General features: G+C 48.0%; 18 protein-coding genes and 1 riboswitch. Of the genes, 3 read left to right on the top strand and 15 right to left on the bottom strand.

The genetic code is table 11. The features are described from left to right. Nucleotides 1-168: 168 nt before the first annotated feature. The gene (locus tag ACWHX8_RS15375) at nucleotides 169-516 is read right to left on the bottom strand and encodes a 4Fe-4S dicluster domain-containing protein (RefSeq protein ID WP_447969014.1); all 348 of its coding nucleotides are present in this window, start codon (nucleotides 514-516) and stop codon (nucleotides 169-171) included. A gap of 235 nt (nucleotides 517-751) precedes the next feature. Further along, nucleotides 752-1,522 carry a 4'-phosphopantetheinyl transferase family protein gene (locus ACWHX8_RS15370; RefSeq protein WP_447969013.1) on the bottom strand — a complete coding sequence of 257 codons (771 nt, stop codon included), beginning with the start codon at nucleotides 1,520-1,522 and terminating at the stop codon, nucleotides 752-754. Between the two features lie 291 nt (nucleotides 1,523-1,813). Here ACWHX8_RS15370 and ACWHX8_RS15365 point away from each other — a divergent pair, with 291 nt between their 5' ends. After that, nucleotides 1,814-2,713 (top strand): DMT family transporter, encoded by a 900-nt coding sequence (locus tag ACWHX8_RS15365; RefSeq protein ID WP_447969012.1) that lies wholly within the window; start codon nucleotides 1,814-1,816, stop codon nucleotides 2,711-2,713. A 43-nt stretch (nucleotides 2,714-2,756) separates the two neighbouring features. Then, nucleotides 2,757-3,149, top strand: coding sequence for a nuclear transport factor 2 family protein (locus tag ACWHX8_RS15360; protein WP_447969011.1), 393 nt, complete (start codon nucleotides 2,757-2,759; stop codon nucleotides 3,147-3,149). Between the two features lie 102 nt (nucleotides 3,150-3,251). Here ACWHX8_RS15360 and ACWHX8_RS15355 read toward each other — a convergent pair whose 3' ends face one another. After that, the gene (locus tag ACWHX8_RS15355; protein WP_447969010.1) at nucleotides 3,252-3,623 is read right to left on the bottom strand and encodes a hypothetical protein; all 372 of its coding nucleotides are present in this window, start codon (nucleotides 3,621-3,623) and stop codon (nucleotides 3,252-3,254) included. Between the two features lie 76 nt (nucleotides 3,624-3,699). Beyond that, complete coding sequence (locus tag ACWHX8_RS15350) at nucleotides 3,700-3,915, bottom strand: hypothetical protein (protein WP_447969009.1); 216 nt, start codon at nucleotides 3,913-3,915, stop codon at nucleotides 3,700-3,702. A 232-nt stretch (nucleotides 3,916-4,147) separates the two neighbouring features. Between ACWHX8_RS15350 and ACWHX8_RS15345 the strand changes: the two genes are divergently transcribed. Beyond that, nucleotides 4,148-4,627 (top strand): hypothetical protein, encoded by a 480-nt coding sequence (locus ACWHX8_RS15345; RefSeq protein WP_447969008.1) that lies wholly within the window; start codon nucleotides 4,148-4,150, stop codon nucleotides 4,625-4,627. An 81-nt stretch (nucleotides 4,628-4,708) separates the two neighbouring features. Here the strand turns inward: ACWHX8_RS15345 and ygfZ are convergent, their stop codons facing one another. The 11 genes from ygfZ to ACWHX8_RS15290 all read right to left on the bottom strand — a co-directional run bounded on the left by ygfZ (nucleotide 4,709) and on the right by ACWHX8_RS15290 (nucleotide 16,050). Continuing rightward, nucleotides 4,709-5,806 carry a CAF17-like 4Fe-4S cluster assembly/insertion protein YgfZ gene (gene ygfZ / locus ACWHX8_RS15340; protein WP_447969007.1) on the bottom strand — a complete coding sequence of 366 codons (1,098 nt, stop codon included), beginning with the start codon at nucleotides 5,804-5,806 and terminating at the stop codon, nucleotides 4,709-4,711. A 211-nt stretch (nucleotides 5,807-6,017) separates the two neighbouring features. Beyond that, nucleotides 6,018-6,386 carry a response regulator gene (locus ACWHX8_RS15335; RefSeq protein ID WP_447969006.1) on the bottom strand — a complete coding sequence of 123 codons (369 nt, stop codon included), beginning with the start codon at nucleotides 6,384-6,386 and terminating at the stop codon, nucleotides 6,018-6,020. A gap of 73 nt (nucleotides 6,387-6,459) precedes the next feature. Next, the gene (locus ACWHX8_RS15330) at nucleotides 6,460-6,975 is read right to left on the bottom strand and encodes a tetratricopeptide repeat protein (RefSeq protein WP_447969005.1); all 516 of its coding nucleotides are present in this window, start codon (nucleotides 6,973-6,975) and stop codon (nucleotides 6,460-6,462) included. A 227-nt stretch (nucleotides 6,976-7,202) separates the two neighbouring features. Next, entirely contained in the window at nucleotides 7,203-8,003 is an 801-nt protein-coding gene (locus ACWHX8_RS15325; protein ID WP_447969004.1) for a sulfide-dependent adenosine diphosphate thiazole synthase, read from the bottom strand. A gap of 50 nt (nucleotides 8,004-8,053) precedes the next feature. Continuing rightward, nucleotides 8,054-9,994, bottom strand: a complete 1,941-nt coding sequence (thiC, locus tag ACWHX8_RS15320; RefSeq protein WP_447969003.1) for a phosphomethylpyrimidine synthase ThiC — start codon at nucleotides 9,992-9,994, stop codon at nucleotides 8,054-8,056. A gap of 112 nt (nucleotides 9,995-10,106) precedes the next feature. Next, nucleotides 10,107-10,209: riboswitch (TPP riboswitch) on the bottom strand. 55 nt (nucleotides 10,210-10,264) lie between these two features. Next, a complete protein-coding gene (locus ACWHX8_RS15315; RefSeq protein WP_447969002.1) occupies nucleotides 10,265-10,693 on the bottom strand; it encodes a TA system VapC family ribonuclease toxin in 429 nt (142 codons plus the stop codon). Beyond that, nucleotides 10,680-10,931 carry a DUF2191 domain-containing protein gene (locus tag ACWHX8_RS15310; RefSeq protein ID WP_447969001.1) on the bottom strand — a complete coding sequence of 84 codons (252 nt, stop codon included), beginning with the start codon at nucleotides 10,929-10,931 and terminating at the stop codon, nucleotides 10,680-10,682. The genes ACWHX8_RS15315 and ACWHX8_RS15310 overlap by 14 nt, the downstream gene beginning before the upstream one ends. An 819-nt stretch (nucleotides 10,932-11,750) precedes the next feature. Next, the gene (locus ACWHX8_RS15305; protein ID WP_447969000.1) at nucleotides 11,751-12,563 is read right to left on the bottom strand and encodes a hypothetical protein; all 813 of its coding nucleotides are present in this window, start codon (nucleotides 12,561-12,563) and stop codon (nucleotides 11,751-11,753) included. Between the two features lie 380 nt (nucleotides 12,564-12,943). Continuing rightward, a complete protein-coding gene (locus ACWHX8_RS15300) occupies nucleotides 12,944-13,822 on the bottom strand; it encodes an EamA family transporter (RefSeq protein ID WP_447968999.1) in 879 nt (292 codons plus the stop codon). A gap of 168 nt (nucleotides 13,823-13,990) precedes the next feature. Then, entirely contained in the window at nucleotides 13,991-15,091 is a 1,101-nt protein-coding gene (locus tag ACWHX8_RS15295; RefSeq protein ID WP_447968998.1) for a CARDB domain-containing protein, read from the bottom strand. Then, on the bottom strand, nucleotides 15,091-16,050 hold the full coding sequence (locus tag ACWHX8_RS15290) for a hypothetical protein (protein ID WP_447968997.1): 960 nt from the start codon (nucleotides 16,048-16,050) through the stop codon (nucleotides 15,091-15,093). The genes ACWHX8_RS15295 and ACWHX8_RS15290 overlap by 1 nt, the downstream gene beginning before the upstream one ends. Between the last annotated feature and the right edge of the window lie 371 nt (nucleotides 16,051-16,421).

The following is a 16,421-nucleotide window of genomic DNA, read 5'->3' as shown; positions in this document are numbered from 1 at the left end:
AAGCCAAAATCTGGATTTCTTCTCTCGCCTCTGGGTTTTGTACTCTGTCTTTACTTTGATGATGGGCGGTAGTGTGTGACAGGCGAGTCTTTTGATGAAAAAATACCCATGCTTTCTTTTGTGAAAGCATGGGTATTTTTTTGAACGAGAAAGGAAAAAGTTACACGATTAATTTCTTACACCACTCCACACTTTTTCCGGATCGATTTCTTTATCCGGATTCAATGTGCGTGCTTTTTCCAGTAAGACTTCTGTGGTTTCAGGAATTTCTGGATCAGAGATGCAGCAATCGTCGACAGGACAGACAGCGGCACATTGAGGCTCGTCAAAATGACCCACGCATTCGGTACATCGTTCGTGCGTGATGACATAGACCGTGTCCCCTTCGCCTTGCCCTTCTCCTACTTCATTGCCCGCTTCCTCTGCGGCGCTTCGAGTTTCGAATATTGCTTCATTGGGACATTCTGGCAAACATGCCCCGCAATTGATGCATTCTTCAGTAATCAGCAGTGACATAGACCCTCCTTCAGAACCAATAAATCGGAAATGTCCTTAAAAAGAAATTTCAATGGAATCCCCTTGTGGGGAATTGTAAACAATATCCAAACGAGCCTCATTCTACCGCTATGATTTTATACACGTCAACGGCGCAGAAGACCTAAATTGCTAAGTCCTTTGGGCCGTAGCATGAGCCATGAATTGGCCTTCTACGCTGTAGCCGTAAGGTGTGACTTTGCTTTGAACGCGTTGCTTACTGTGTCCATGACCACTCCCAGAACGCGGGTTTCCAGTTCTGCCCGGCGACAACGAGTGCGGCGACATGGTCTCGGTCTACCTGAATTTCGTGCATAGTCCATCGTGATGGCTCTTCATCATGCCCTGAGACTTTGAGCAAAGCCGTTGGGACTGGTGGAAGAGAGACCGTAATGTCTTGTAACGGAAACGAGAGCCCTTTTCCTGTGGCTTTTACGTACGCCTCTTTCCTGGTCCAACAGGTAAGAAAACTCTGTTTTTGTTCAGACTGTGACATGGCCGAAATGATCGCTTTTTCTTGTTCCGAGCAAATTCGTTCGATAAGCGATTGATAACTCAATGTTCGATGTGCGTATTCAAGATCGATTCCGACTTCTTGGTTTAGGGCAAAGGCATAGAGCGCGAAGTGTTGTGTATGGCTGAGATTAAAGAAGAGAGGCGGGTCCTGGGCTGGTTGTTTCAGGAAAGGTTTTCCCTGTGGACCGTGGGAAAACACCAGCGACGAAGCTTCAACCTGTAGATAGCGGCTGATGATCAGCCTCAGTGCGCTACGCGCGGCGATAAACGCGTGGCGATGTTCTTGGAATTTCAGCCGTTGAGCACGTTCGATTTCATCCGTCGAGAGCAAGCGTTGTAGCTCGGGAAGTTGATGTTCTTGAGGTGTTAATCCCACTTTCCATATGTGTACGACATGTGGAGGCAAAGTCATACTTTGTTTAGGGTGGCGCCAGGAACCATCATGGTTCACGTTGAGATCGTCGTTGGACATGAGCAAATGTTTCGATGGAGAACGTCAGGGATAAGGAGCCAGCGTGGCGTACAGTACCTCGCGCACTTGGCCATTGTATGAGAGGAAACAGGATGAATCAATCTCTTCTCAGGCGTCTCGGTGTTTGTCGTGATACGCATGGGGTTGTCTGCGTAAGCGCTTCAAAACATCTTGACGGAATATTCCACGGCTGTTATAGCAGGCCTTTCGTCATCAGGAAGGCCTTCGTCGTATTCATTCCGTTTCTGCATTTCATTGGACGTACTCCGTTGACTGTCTAACGTCACAATCATGTCGGCACGTACACCTTCAGCCGCTTATGCGGCGTTGACCACTGCGGCCATTGTGTGGGGGGGGTCTGTTGTGGCCCAAAAAGTGGCGCTTGGACCATTTTCTCCCGTTGAAGTCTCGGTGTTTCGCGGACTGGGGGCTCTCCTTATTTTGATTCCCCTGTGGCTGTGGCGTGAAGGCGTGGTGGCATTCTCACTTCGAGATGTTGGTGTGTTCGCCTTACTGGGAGTCGCGGTTTTAGCGAATCACTTGTTAATGTTGTTTGGACTTCAGTTCATCGGAGCCGGTGCGGCAGGCATTATCATTGGTGCGAGTCCTACCATTACCGCGTTTTTGTCATCGATTCTTATTCATGATCACCCTTTTCGCCAGGTTTGGGTTGGCTGTGCGGTTTCGTTTGTGGGCGTCTTGTTTGTATCTGGGATGAATGGACAGTCCAATGTGGGAGGGAATCCTCTGTTAGGAGGTGGGGCCATCTTTCTGTCATTGGTGAGTTGGGCCCTCTATACGATAGGCAGTCGACGGGTCATGGAGCGGTTTTCTTCACTCATGGTGAACTGGACGACATTATTGTGCTCAATTGTTCTTCAGATTCCACTCCTGTTTCTTAATCAACACGTGTTGGCCAGCGGGATTGATGTTGTGCCGTTGTCCGGTTGGATGGCGCTGTTTTATGTTGTGGTGTTTGCGACGGCTCTTGGACAGCAAGCGTGGCTCTATGGCGTCGAGGGGGTTGGTCCGTCACGGGCGGGTATTTTTGTAAATCTCATCCCAGTATCCGCGCTGCTATTGTCTTTTTTCATTCTTGAGGAATCCATCGGCTGGGGAGATGTTTTGGGGATTGGGTTCATCTTGCTTGGAGTGTGGTTGGTCAACCGACAATCATCGAGACAAGCATGATCGGTCTATCGTATGATTATGGTGTTATGAGAGGAGTCGTCTAATGTTAGAACAACGTATCGAAGAAGTGACCCAAGCCAATGAGTTCTTTTATCAGGCATTCGAAAACCTTGACATTGCGGCCATGGATACAATCTGGGCTCATCAAGAATATGTGACCTGTATTCATCCGGGATGGAGTATTCGGGTGGGATGGCCGGCGGTTCGTGATTCTTGGGTGGTGATTTTTAATAATACCTTTTCCATGAAGTTTCAGTTAACGGAACTCCAGGTTCAAGTTGCGGCGGATGTTGCATGGGTTATTTGTACTGAAAATATTACCAGTCGTGTGGGTGATGTAGACCAGAATAGCGTGGTTGTCGCGACGAATTTATATGAGCGGATCGGTGAGTCCTGGAAGATCATCCATCATCATGGATCTCCCTTAATGGAATAATACGACGGGTGTCGCTCGTCGCTTGTATTTCGTTTTTCGAGTACTAAGCCTTTCTGATTTTTACGAAATACGTTTCACGAGCGACGAGATGCGGTTTTCCGCTTAGGGACCAACAAACTTAACCGGCGTGTTTCCAGTTAAATGATCAGGGGTAATGACATAATGACCAAGTAAAGATTTTTCCCATATCACATTTGCTGAATCGAAATCTCCCGCTGTCAGGAGGTATGTGAATCCTCCGATGATGGCTCCGAGTCCGGCATACGCAATTTTAACGGCACCATAGGGTAGCGTCGTGACAAAGCTCGCAAGGCCGAGTCCAACTTCAGAGGCTTTTTCTCCAGTGTCAGCCATTGCGACTGATGGGCTTGCTCCTGGTAATAACATGCAGAGGGAAGTACAGAGTATGAACACTCTTGCCCAATAGAAGACCTGTGCGAGTTGTTGTTGTGACTTTGAGGCGATGTTTTTCACGAGTGAGGATATCCTTATTTGTAAAGGAGATTTCTTCTAAATTGAATAATGAGTTAGGGATTAAGCTGGATAGGTCTTAATCTTTCACCGTAACCGTTTTCCCCCATTCCTCCACAGTTGGATCACGTTCATCCATGGTCATTGCGCTGTATTTTTTGAACATGGCGGCCCCACCTTTTTTTCTTCGCCAAGCGCTGAACTCTAAAAAGTGTTTTTTGCAGAGCGCTCGTGTCCCGGCTGGGGCATAATAGGAGAGGGAACAGGAATGAATGAAACATGGTTCTGAACTCATGAGAAGACTCCCTGAAAAATATCAACGTGAGATTATGCCGAGTATGCCGAACCCGCGACATGGAATGCAATGGGGGTAGCGGTTTAAGGCCGGTGCTTTAGGTCTCATGAATCACATCGAATCAGGTGATCGCGGGTTTCCCTTGCAATCCTTCCTGACCGAAGGTATCGTAGGGTCCTAGTTGTTCGGGTAAAAATTCAAGGAATATTGTTAGGTGAAAGGAGAGTGTCTTGTGTTGAAAGCTAAAGATGTGTTCGAAAAAACAAGGGAAGCTGCCCTTGGCGCGACTGATCAAGATGAACGGCCATTACAGGTAGATTATGAGGCCTTGGAAGGGAAAATTGAAAAAGCCTTAGGTGGACGATCAGTCGAATTGCTTCATATTAATCAGTTTTTGCCGGAAGGCTATGAAGATCAGGGTCGATTTAATGTGGTGGTGATGACATCCGGTCAGGTCTTATTCGATATGGTCATTGGTGATTCATATTTCCGGTATGACATCTTTTCATGTGGTGATTTAGATAAAATTCAACTGATTGATGGTACATGGGATAATACGGAAAACAAAACACAGGATGCCTTTTTGAGTTTACGCTTGATGCATGGAGATGAAGCACATATCCTCCTGGCGCTTCAAGATGAACAACGACCTGGACTGCTTGCGATGGCTGATGCGGTGTCATCTCGCCGTCATCCTGACAAAAGCTCGTAACGCGTGTGACGTATACAGCCGTAATGCTTAGGAATGTTATGGAGCGTAGCGTTTGAAGCAGGCTTCATGTTTTCATCCTTTTTACTGTGGCAGAGCGAAGGGGAGCGTTTGAACTACAGCTGAGTGGCGTTCTTCTCCACATGCAACCGTGAGTTCGGTTTCCGCTTTCGTGAAATCGCGTAAAGGAAATCCGAAAGCGATAGGCTTCTTGAGCAATGGTGAATAGGCTGCGCTGGAGACCCAGCCAACCTCTCGGTCACCGCTAAAGAGTTTGGCCCCATGTTCTGGTATGTGAGTATCGGTTGAATCAATCAGCAAGCCAACCAGTCGTCGCTTCACTGAGCCATACGTGTCCATCCGCGCCACAACTTCTTGTCCAGGGTAGCAGCCTTTTGTCAGGCTAAACGCTTTCCCCTCCAGGTTGGCCTCTGGAGGGACGATGCGTTCATTTAAGTCTGGGCCAATCTTAGGAATTCCAGCCTCAAGTCGTAAGGATTCAAGAGCCGTCTGCCCAATCGCGCGAAGCCCTACAGGCTGTCCAACCGCCCAAAGCCGCTCCCATGCCGAGACAAGACCAGCAGTTGGCATATGAATTTCGATGTCATGCTCTCCAGTTTCTTCCGTTTTGACCAATATGGCAGTCTGTCCTTCAAGTTCTGTCACTTGCAAGTCCAAGGGCTTGGATGCAGCCATGTCTATCGAGAAGGCCTGCTTGACAAGATCAGGAGCTAATGGTCCGGAGATAAGCAGTGTTCCCCATGACTCAAGACAATTCTCCATTTTGGCTTTGGTGCCGAACAACAAGAACTTCCGTAAGTGCTGATACGTCATATCCCCCACCTCACCGGCATCTTCGAGGATGATGGAATCTTCTAGGAACAAAACTCGAAAGTAGGACAGCATTTTGCCCTTGTGATCCATAAGGGCCGAATACAGCCCTTGCCCGGCCGTTAAGGGACGAATATCATTACTGATGAGATTTTGAAGCCAGGTGACGCGATCATCGCCGGTAATACGGTTAAGTCCGCGGAGCGAAAGATCGGCAATGCCGACGGCTTGCCGTACGGCCATGTGCTCCTCTGTGGCGCTACCGTAATGTTCAGGCATCTCCCAATCCCCACTGGTGTGGAACTGTGCGCCTAAGGTTTCATGCTGCGTGAAAAGTGGAGAGTGTTTCATGCTAGGACACCTATAATCCCAATGTTTAGTTTGCCTCGTGATTTACGTATACAAGAGGGAGGTTCTTGAGCTGAGGGCCTGTTGAACGTTCGTGTCCTAGGGACACCTATAATCCCAATGTTTAGTTTGCCTCGTGATTTACGTATACAAGAGGGAGGTTCTTGAGCCGAGGGCCTGTTGAGCGTTCGTGTCCTAGGGGCACCCATGGAATTCACGTTAATTCTTCCAATAGGGCTAAGGTTCTGGCAGAGAACTCATTACGTGACACGATTTTATTGATACCGAGTTCTTTCGCCTGTTTCCACGTTTCCACTTCTTCATGGTTTGCAAAGGCGAGGACGGGGATCTGCTTGAACTGCTCTGTGTTTTTGAGGAGGCGAAGTGCGGCTGCGGCTTCAAGTCGTTCATCATTCATATTGAGAATAACGGCATGCGGTTGCAATGTCGTAAGCTTTTCCTGCCAGTCTTCCTGTTTCTTGACGCGTTGAAGGGTATAGCCATGCGGTAAAAAGGCATCGCGGATTTTTGTATAAAAGAAAATGTCGCTGACGCCAACTAATATCGTTTTATCCTGTTCCATGCCGGTGTCTATCCTTTGGTTAGAAGAAAGATGCTGAAGCTCTGCTCCCCCTTCTGTTTCATTGATTCAGTCGCTAGTTCATGAGTGTGATGAGTCGCATCATCGCTCGTTTAGCGGAGGTGTATTCCGGATCTAACGTCGTGGCCTGTTTGTAGGCATCAATGGCCTTTTCCCAGTCGCCCTTCTTTTCGTAGACGCGCCCGACATTCATATGGGGGAAAGCTGGATTTTCGTAACGTTTGGCATTCATCGCTTTTTCAAACCAAGGAATGGCTTCATCCAATTGATTGAGTTCGATCAAGTACGCTCCAATGTCGTTATAGGGATTGCCAAAATCCGGATCACAGTTAATGGCTCGATGACATTCTTCAATGGCTTCATTGAGTTGTCCCATGAAGCTATAGGTCCACCCGAGAAATGTGTAGGCTTCTGCTGAGGGCGCCGTTGCGATCGACTGTTTGTAAAGCTTTACGGCTTCATCCAGTTGCCCTTTTCTTTGGGATTCGTAGGCCTGCTGGAAGAGATTCCATGCTAAAATCTTCTCTTCTTCTGTGCCGCTGCCTTGTTGCAGGAAATCCTGCAAATCCATATGCATGCCTCCCGAGGTTAAGACGAAGTGAACAGTGAAGACGTTGCTGAACGGTACTATTTATAGTCTAAAGTGCAACGTGATGGTTTTCAACTCTAGGACGAAAGCCACGTATCGTTACGCGAAGTCATATTCTAACATACCGCAAGGTGATACGATCGAATCTCTGGAGCGTATCGAAATGTTTCTCTGCGATATGTGAGAAACTGTTGACTTCTCTCTGAATGCTAATCGCCCTTGAGTTTGTGTTTTACGAGTTCGGCTGCACGTCTTCCCGATAGGATCATCGACCCAAAGGCCGGTCCCATTCTTGGTGAGCCATCTACGGCGGCCACTGCCAACCCGGTGACAAAACAATTGGGGTAGACTTCTCGGGTATTTTCTACGACTAACGCTTCCGATTTTGCAATCCACATGGCGCCATTGCCTGGAACGTTCTCATACAAATTTCGACGGTGGAGTAGGTTGACGACGACTGCATCGTGACCGGTTGCATCCACCACAATGCGGCTTTCAAGTGCGATGGGATCGACATGAATGATGTCGTGTCCGGCCATTTCCGCTGTCGTGTTATTGACGACGACTCCTTCCAGCTTCCCTTCCTCACGGACGATCAAGTCAAGAACTCGTGTCAGGTTCATGACTTTCGCGCCGGCATCATAGGCGGCGGCAATGAGTCGTGCCGTTGCGTGTGGTGGGTCGACGATGGTCATGCCTGCACATTCTTGAACGGGTTTGCACGGAATACCCAGTTCTTCCAGGATCGCATCAGCTGGCGCACAAATCGTGGCCTTGTTCATCAAATAACCGCCAGACCAAAACCCACCGCCGAGTGCCAGGCTTTGTTCAATCAATAGGGTGCGTATGCCGTCCAAGGCCAAGTCTCTCGCGCACAATAAACCCGACGGGCCAGCGCCGACGATGATGACGTCACTTTCAATCATTTGATCGAATTCTTTATAAAACTCCCTGGCGATATGACGTGTGACGTCACGTTCTCGTAAGGGAGCTGTGGTGTTCTCCTTCATAATCGTATGCTCCGCAAGTTAGTCATGATCTACATTTGATCGGTTAACGGTTATAAATAGATCTCTCCTCCGGCCTTTCGAAACTCTTCGGATTTTTCTTTGAGACCTATCTGAATGGCCTCTTGTTCTTCTACCTTCAATCGGTCTGCGTAGTCTCGAACATCTTGAGTGATTTTCATGGAGCAGAAACTCGGCCCGCACATTGAACAGAAGTGTGCGCCTTTGGCAGCTTGATCGGGGAGGGTGGCATCGTGATACTCACGAGCCGTTTCGGGATCAAGCGATAAATTGAATTGATCGTCCCAGCGAAACTCAAACCGTGCTTTCGAGAGGGCATTGTCACGAGCCTGAGCGCCAGGGTGTCCTTTGGCCAGGTCGGCCGCATGAGCAGAGATTTTATAGGCAATCACTCCATCCTTCACATCTTCCTTATTCGGTAGGCCAAGATGTTCTTTGGGCGTGACATAGCAGAGCATCGCACAGCCGTACCATCCGATCATGGCTGCCCCAATCCCTGAGGTAATATGATCGTAGCCAGGAGCAATATCGGTTGTCAGGGGTCCCAATGTATAGAATGGGGCTTCCTTACAGACGCTCAATTGTTTGTCCATATTTTCTTTAATCATATGCATCGGCACGTGACCCGGTCCTTCAATCATGACTTGCACATCGTGTTGCCATGCGGTGTTGGTTAATTCACCTAAGGTTTCGAGTTCGCCAAATTGTGCGGCATCGTTCGCGTCGGCAATCGAGCCTGGGCGAAGTCCATCGCCTAAACTAAACGACACATCGTAGGCTTTCATGATTTCGCAGATTTCTTCGAAATGTGTGTAGGTGAAATTTTCTTGATGGTGAGCCAAGCACCATTTTGCGTGAATGGAGCCGCCTCGGGAAACAATTCCCGTCATGCGATTGGCTGTGAGCGGTACATACGCAAGGCGAACGCCAGCGTGGATTGTAAAGTAGTCCACGCCTTGCTCTGCTTGCTCGATCAGCGTGTCACGGTAGATCTCCCATGTCAGCTCTTCGGGTTTGCCGCCGACCTTTTCAAGGGCTTGATAAATCGGGACCGTACCGATGGGGACCGGGGAGTTCCGGATGATCCACTCTCTCGTTTCATGAATATTTTTCCCTGTTGAAAGATCCATGACCGTGTCGGACCCCCATCGAATCGACCAAATGAGTTTCTCGACTTCCTCTTCAATGGACGAGGTGACCGCAGAGTTGCCGATGTTGGCATTGATTTTTACAAGGAAATTCCGCCCGATAATCATCGGTTCGACTTCCGGATGATTGATATTCGAAGGAATGATGGCGCGACCTCGTGCGACTTCGTCCCGTACAAATTCCGGGGTAATACGAGAGGGAATTTCAGCCCCCCAGGCTTGCCCTGGATGCTGCACAACGCCCTGCGACTTCTGGGTATTGTTTCGAAGAGTTTCTGCCTCCTCTTCTCGTGCTTGGGTTTCTCGTATCGCAATGAATTCCATTTCCGGCGTCACAATGCCTTTGCGGGCGTAGTGCATTTGTGTGACGTTCATGCCGGACTTTGCCCTGAGCGGTTTGCGACTCAACGCGAAGCGAATGGAGTCCAAGCTCGCATCCATCGAACGCTTGCGACCATAGATTGATGAAACCTCAGGTAGTTCCTCGACATCATTTCTACCCATGATCCAATCTCGACGTAATGGATGCAGACCCTGGCGAACATTAATGGCGACATCAGGGTCGGTATAGGGGCCAGATGGGTCATAGACCATCACGGGAGGGTTTGGGGTCGGGGTTGCCCCGTTCGGTCCCTTTGTGGGTGTTAAGGCAACTTCACGCATGGGCACGCGAATGCTGGGATCGGAGCCCTTCACATATACCTTTTTCGAAGCTGGAAATGGTTGAGTGGTTAACGTAGCGGATGGTGTGTTGCTGTGCTCAACGAAAACGGGAATAGCCTCGCCGTTGGTTAAATCGGTTCGATTATGTTGTGAGGTGCTCATGGTGCGATCCTTTCTCAGGATGGACGGAAGTTAATGCAATGACCCAGACAAGAGAAAAAGTGGAAATACAAAAAAAGCCGTTCCCTAGTGTGAGGAAACGGCCGGAAAATTTTATACCGATCTGCCGCTTCCCTACGCTGGTATTACCCAGGTCAGGTATAAGGGTCGTCCAACTGCGTTGGACATCTCAGCGAAACGCTCCCCTAGCCTTGTAGGTGAAATGCTAGCGTTCAGGTCGGACCTTGTCAATGAGGCGAATGGTCGAGTGTGCTAATGCAGCGGATGTCTCCAGCGCAATCCAGAAAACCGGCTGTAGTCTTGGTCTGTGGTGATCCACTCACTTCCAGCTTCAATCGCGATGGCGGCGAGATAGGCATCAGGAACAAGGTTTCCTTTTACATGCGCTTCCCCACAAAGTCGCGAGAAGATTGCCCAATGTCGCGGGCCAGGTGAGATCAGAACGCAGGTCGGCTGAGATCTAATGGCATCAACAAATGCCAAAGCCGTGGGGAGCGGAGTCGGTTGGTTGAAGACTTTCGGGTGCGTGACAATTCTGAGAAACCCACTGAGCACAAGTTCGCTGATTCCAAAGGCGGTGTCGGAATGAGTCCACTGGTTCAGCCAGTTGCGATATAACGGGTGATCCGGAGAATCTTCTCGATGTGCGTACACAAGGACATTGACGTCAACTAACTCCATTCTTATCTTCCATCATATCTAAAAGATCGGCACTGTTATCCAGATCAACACCGGGACGAAGTCCGCCACCTTTAAATGTCGGAAGCTTTGGCCTCGCTGTTTTTACGGACCGTTTGTTCATGGAAAGGAACATTCGTAAGGCGTCTTCGAGCAATGAGGTCAATGTGCAGCCAGTCTTGGCCGCATGTTGTTTTGCTTCAGCCAAAAGTTGATCGTCCAGTCTCACTGTTGTCCTCATACATCAAAACATATTATATATGCATCAATATGTCAAGTTGTTGACGTGGTTGCCCAGTTTGTTGCCAAGACCGCGTCTGCACCCTGTTGCGATATTTGCAAGGCTGTGTGTTTGAGTAGATTTCTACTTTTCGTATCTTCGATCAAGTGTAATTGTTGCTACGGTGGGCGTTAATACTTGAGAGAGTGCTGAATTTCGGATTTCTGGCTATCAGGTTTTTGCGTGTGAGACAAATCCGGATATACACAACGATCATCCCAAATAGGGTACACCCTATATGATTAGGTGTCTGTCATCCTCATCCATGTACACTTCGGGCGTTTGAAGCGCCGATTCCTTTTGATTCGTGGCAGGGATTTGAGATTGATAATGATAATGCCGTGACGACACGGGGAACGGACGCGGCTTTAAAATGGCCTGTGATATTCATACGGAAAGTATGAAATAAAAATAGGAATGGAAAACCATTCAAGGTTTCAAGACGGGAAAAGTTGTGCTTGAGAATGGTAGCCAAAATTCCTTCCCCGTGAGCAGGAGTTGCTTGTTCTATTAAAAAACCTTCCACCACCTTGAACATTAAGAGAGGTGAGGGCTATGTCATAAAGCACGCGACCTGACCCCCAAACAAGAGGTCGCCGCCTATTTTCATCGGGATGCGTCCACCTTCAGTCGGCATATTGGAAAGATCAATGCCGGTGTCCGAAGTTGCAAAGGGGGCATGGCCACGTTGAATGAATACATTAAAGCATTAACGCAGGCCTGACCCCCAATTCACTAGACCCATAGGGTAGCGTCCCCTTTTTATCCCAGCACAGTTAACTAACCGTCCTTCCCAATCTTATTCATCAAAAGTTGGTGTTCAATTAGTCTTTTTGTAATCTTAACAGCGGTCTGATCAAAGTCAGTCATGGGCTGTGGCGTTTTTGGTATGTCTGCTACAATATCTCTTACAGTAGTAGATAGAGATTGATTCAACGAAACCCCAAACTGCTCTCCCAGGAATACCATTTGAATCGAGTCTTCTGTTATGAACATTTTGGAATATTCTGTGTTCTCTGACGGAGTGGTGAGACGAATAAACTCTAAGGCCTTTTTTCTGTCTGGATAAGTTACAAAACGTAGAGCCCAGTAACTTTTACCTTCAAACGAAATTAGAATATGATATTGATCACTTTTCTTTAATTCAAATAGATTATCTGGGAAGGAGGTAGAAGACACTTCAATAAGAGTTCGTTTTGCTGCAGAGTTAAAAGCAATGCCTAGTTTCCGAATTTCTTCTTCTAATCTTTTAACATGGGACTCAATGGACTTTGACATTTTAACTTCTTCGAAAATCCTAGTTGCATCACGAGTCTTATGCTCAGCAACCTTTAGCGGTAATGAATTGAAAAAAGTGTCAGCTGTGTTAAGATATTCTTTTTCAATCTGGTCCAGTTCCTCAGAAGAAATCGGGATCTCCCTCTCCTTTAGTGTATATAGTTGGTTCCCAAGTTCTTGAAGTTTGGATTCTATACGTTCTGTTTGCTCCTCCTGTTTTCTGGAAGTCTGATTACTATCTACTGTTGCACCATAATAGGCCAATAAGGCCGCAAGGCCCCCCAGGGCAGCAGCTATAATATACCAAATATTCATAATATCTTATGACAGGTAGATACTGTTGAGCATTTTCAGCTACTTATTCTTGTGTATAAATTATCCAGATCTGATAATAATTTCATCCTTTGAACATATCAAGGATCTTTTAATGAATTTTCTCAAACTATCTAGTTACTACTGTGCATTTACCCATCATACAGAAAGTCCAAAACAACGAGGACCATACGCAGGACGAGACTTAATAGTTGAAGAAATCCGAACTGGAAAATAAGAAAAGGGACTGGAAAATAAAAAAATGGGGACAGATTGAGGTGGTCCTAAAAAACAGACACACCGTTAAATAAGGGGTCAAGACGCTTTCTTCATAATATATTTTGTCGATTCGCTGTCATCAAAATCTGCTCCTTTTTATATCTTTACTCCGTTTCATCTAGTGCCACGAGTCCAATGCCTATTACCATCAATGTAGCGCCGATGAACCGCTGGCGTACGTTGGTTTCTCGTAAAATTAACAAGCCCCATAGAATAGCAAACAACACACTCGTGCGTTTGATCGCGATGACGGAGGGAACACTGGCAAGGCTTAAGGCCGTGTTGTGAGCGATTAGCGTTGTGGCGCTAAAGAGTCCAATGAGCATCAGAAGAGAAATCTTGATAGGTGGACTTTGATTGGTGTTTGATGGGCGAATGAGAAAAAATATAACGAGCAAGGCGAGCGTCATAAACACATTGATCGAAAGACTCCAGAAGATGGGAGACGAATGTTGGACTCCGATTTTGTCAAAATTTGACGTGAGACTGTAGATGGCCGCGACCGAAAGCATTCGTCTAGGACCCGGTTCTTTAACCATCGCGACAAAAGGATCCAGCCAACTAATGTGTTCTCCCTGGATGGAAATGATGTACGAGCCTCCAACAATCAGCAGAATCCCCAGTAGTCCGAGTACGCCGGGAAATTCTCCAACAATCCAGGGTGAGGTGAAAAGCAAAAAAATTGGCGTGAAGGTGATGAAGGGAATCGTCAATGACAAGTCTGAGGCTTGGAGTGCCCGCATAAATTGTATAAAAGCCAGCACGTTCAGGATTCCGCCTAATAGCAGGGCTTCCCAATAACGCGGACCGATAAGCGGGAGCTCACTTGTTAGAAGGAAAAAACTCAGGAGAATTGGGAAGGCAAGGGTACTGGCCGCTAGCGCTGCAATATGAGGGGGAGTGCAGTGGAGCCCTTGCTTACTGAAGAGATCCTTTAATGATTCGGAGAGCGCGGCAAGAAGGGCAACACTTAACCAAAGCATGCTCTAGTGTACAGCACTGCTCTAGAAGGTAAAGTTTTTGAAGGGCGCTCTGGATAAAAAACTGTTTCTGAAAGTAAGTGAATCCAGGAGTGAAGGTTTTGTCGTCACGATAGACGACGAGCCCTGGCTTTTTTTCCAGGGCCTCGTCTTGCGCTTAAAACGTTGGTCTTATTGAACTCGAATCGGGATGTAGGCGCGGTTGTTCGAGCCACTTACCTCACTAATGTCATTGTCTTCATCGACAATGATCCCCAGCCAGTAATTTTGACCGGCGTTAAGGTAATTCGGAATGATGGCCGAAACCGTGGTGGTGTACACATCTGCCGGATGGATCGATCCAAACGATCCGCCTCCAATGCGTGTATCGCCGTAACTAATATAGTCGTTGGTCGAGATGTAGATCCCATAGGTGACGTTTGAGTGCGTCTGTTTGCCATTGTTTTCAATCGTAAACTCTGGCCTGACGACGTTTCCCCGTGTCACGCGATACCCTGGTTCACCCGCAATCGTAATTCCCTGCAAGGTTCCAGTATTGGTGCTGTTTCGCACACGTACGCGACCATGGCTCGAATATTCACCGCTGGCGCCGGTGCGCCGCCAGTGTGAGGCCGACACGTCGTTAAAGTTCGAACCTTGTGAGCCATAGAGTACGCGTGCGCCATGGGAGGCATCTTCGCCAAAATACGTTCTGGCGGTGTTGCCATTGGTATGATGGTGACGCCAGGAGTCGCCCATGACATTGTATTCCCAATTGACATGCATGAGGCCGAGATAGTGACCGGCTTCGTGCACAATGACCGCATCGATCGGTCTTCTGGTCCCGGTGTAGACATAATTCGAACTTTTGTTTTGCGACGTGGTCCATGAGCGTCCGGTAGAGTCCAGCACGATATCAACTTCATCAAGTCCGTAATGCCAGCCGAACAGCCAATAGCAGTGGTAGCGCATGCGGGCTTCTCCTGGAGGAGAAATACTTGCGGCCCACACTTCGTTTTGTCCATTGCCGCTTCCCACACCTCCTGATTCGGTTGTGTGATTAATAGAAAACGGGGAGGGATTGGTATTGGTTATGTTGATGCCGCGTTGTGCAGATTGCAAGACACTTCCCGAAGGGAAACTCCCAGTGTTAATTCTCGCCGATGTGGAATTCCCGCCCCACCGAATTTTCTTGCCGCTATCGCCGTTACATTCCAGCCATGATGCGGCCATTGCCGAATTGGAACAGATTGCCACGATGGCTATGGTCAGTAGAGATTTTGTGATAGTCATTATTCTTGTTCCTCCTTTGCACGTATATCGTACCGTTCTTCATTGCTGACTTTTGGTGATAAGGCTCGTTCGGCGTCCAGCGGCATGAGCCGAGGGTCAGGGACGGAAAATCGTTCTTTCGGATTCGCCATGGCGATTGGAATTTGAGGCGTTCCCATTCGCGCACTCCATTCCCGAATGCCTTCGATAAAGCGATCGAGCGACAACGGTGCATCGTAGGTGGTCATTGCTGAAGCTTCATCGTTTTCGGTCAAATCTTTTCGGGAGGGATCCATTTGTACGCCGTACTTGACGACGGAATACTTGGGCGCTTCTTGTTCATATCGTGCGCGAAGCTCTTTCAGGCTTTGAGAACTCCTCCGTTGCAGCATATCCAGTTGCTTCCGTATTTCAGGTCGTTGAAGCAACGTTTCGAACGATGGCCGCGGGACTTCCATGACGTTCAGGTCAAAACGCGGCTTGCCTCCGATACGCAATGTCTTTTGGACATCCACGACCGGTATCCCCCACGCATTGAACACCTGATTCTCATGAACGCGAAAGCGACCTTCAACACATTCGACAAGGGGGCAATCGGTTTCCTTGCCTCCTTTAACGAACAATACATCGGTTTGACCGCGTGCAAAGGCCGGGGCGGATGTGACCAAATACATACCGCCTTGCCCATCCGAGCCTCCGGGAATGCGTAACGTTAATCGTTCGTCAGGAGTCTTCCCTCTCAGCGTCTCCATGATCTGGTAGGTGACAAACGTGTGTGGAATCCCTTTCGGTTGTTCCTTGGTGGGCTCCGAGTTTTTATAGACAATATTGGTCACTCGACCGTACACGATAAGACTCGACTCACCGACTAACGATTTGAGCTTATGCTCTGCGGTGTCGTTGGGACTGTGTGCCCATGCCGTGAAACTTGAAGTCGTCAAGGCGAGACACGTTAGGGCTGCAACCATTGTGCGTTTCATGTGAATACCTCTTGTTCATAATAGTGAATACAGATTAAACAACAGCATTTTGAGCATAACTTATGGTGAAATTGGCATGGTCAACTCCTTCCTTCTCTTTTCCTTGCTGATGAATGTTTTTAGGCTGCTTGCCTGTATTGCATGTATATCTTTCGCGATGCGCTATTGGGATTGAGTCCTTGGATAGCAATAGAAATGCCAAAGCGGATGTGTGATTCGTTCATTCTATTTAATGAAAGAAATTTCGATGAATATCAGTGGGTTACGTGATGACTGCGACGAATGACATGAGAGAACAGAAGAGCGCGAGGCGAGATCGGGTTCAGCGCGTATGAATCGAATGAGATACATGGTGTATCTGTTCAGATAAC

This window comes from Nitrospira sp. M1 (assembly GCF_965152605.1).
This window is presented reverse-complemented; position numbering and strand designations above follow the sequence as displayed.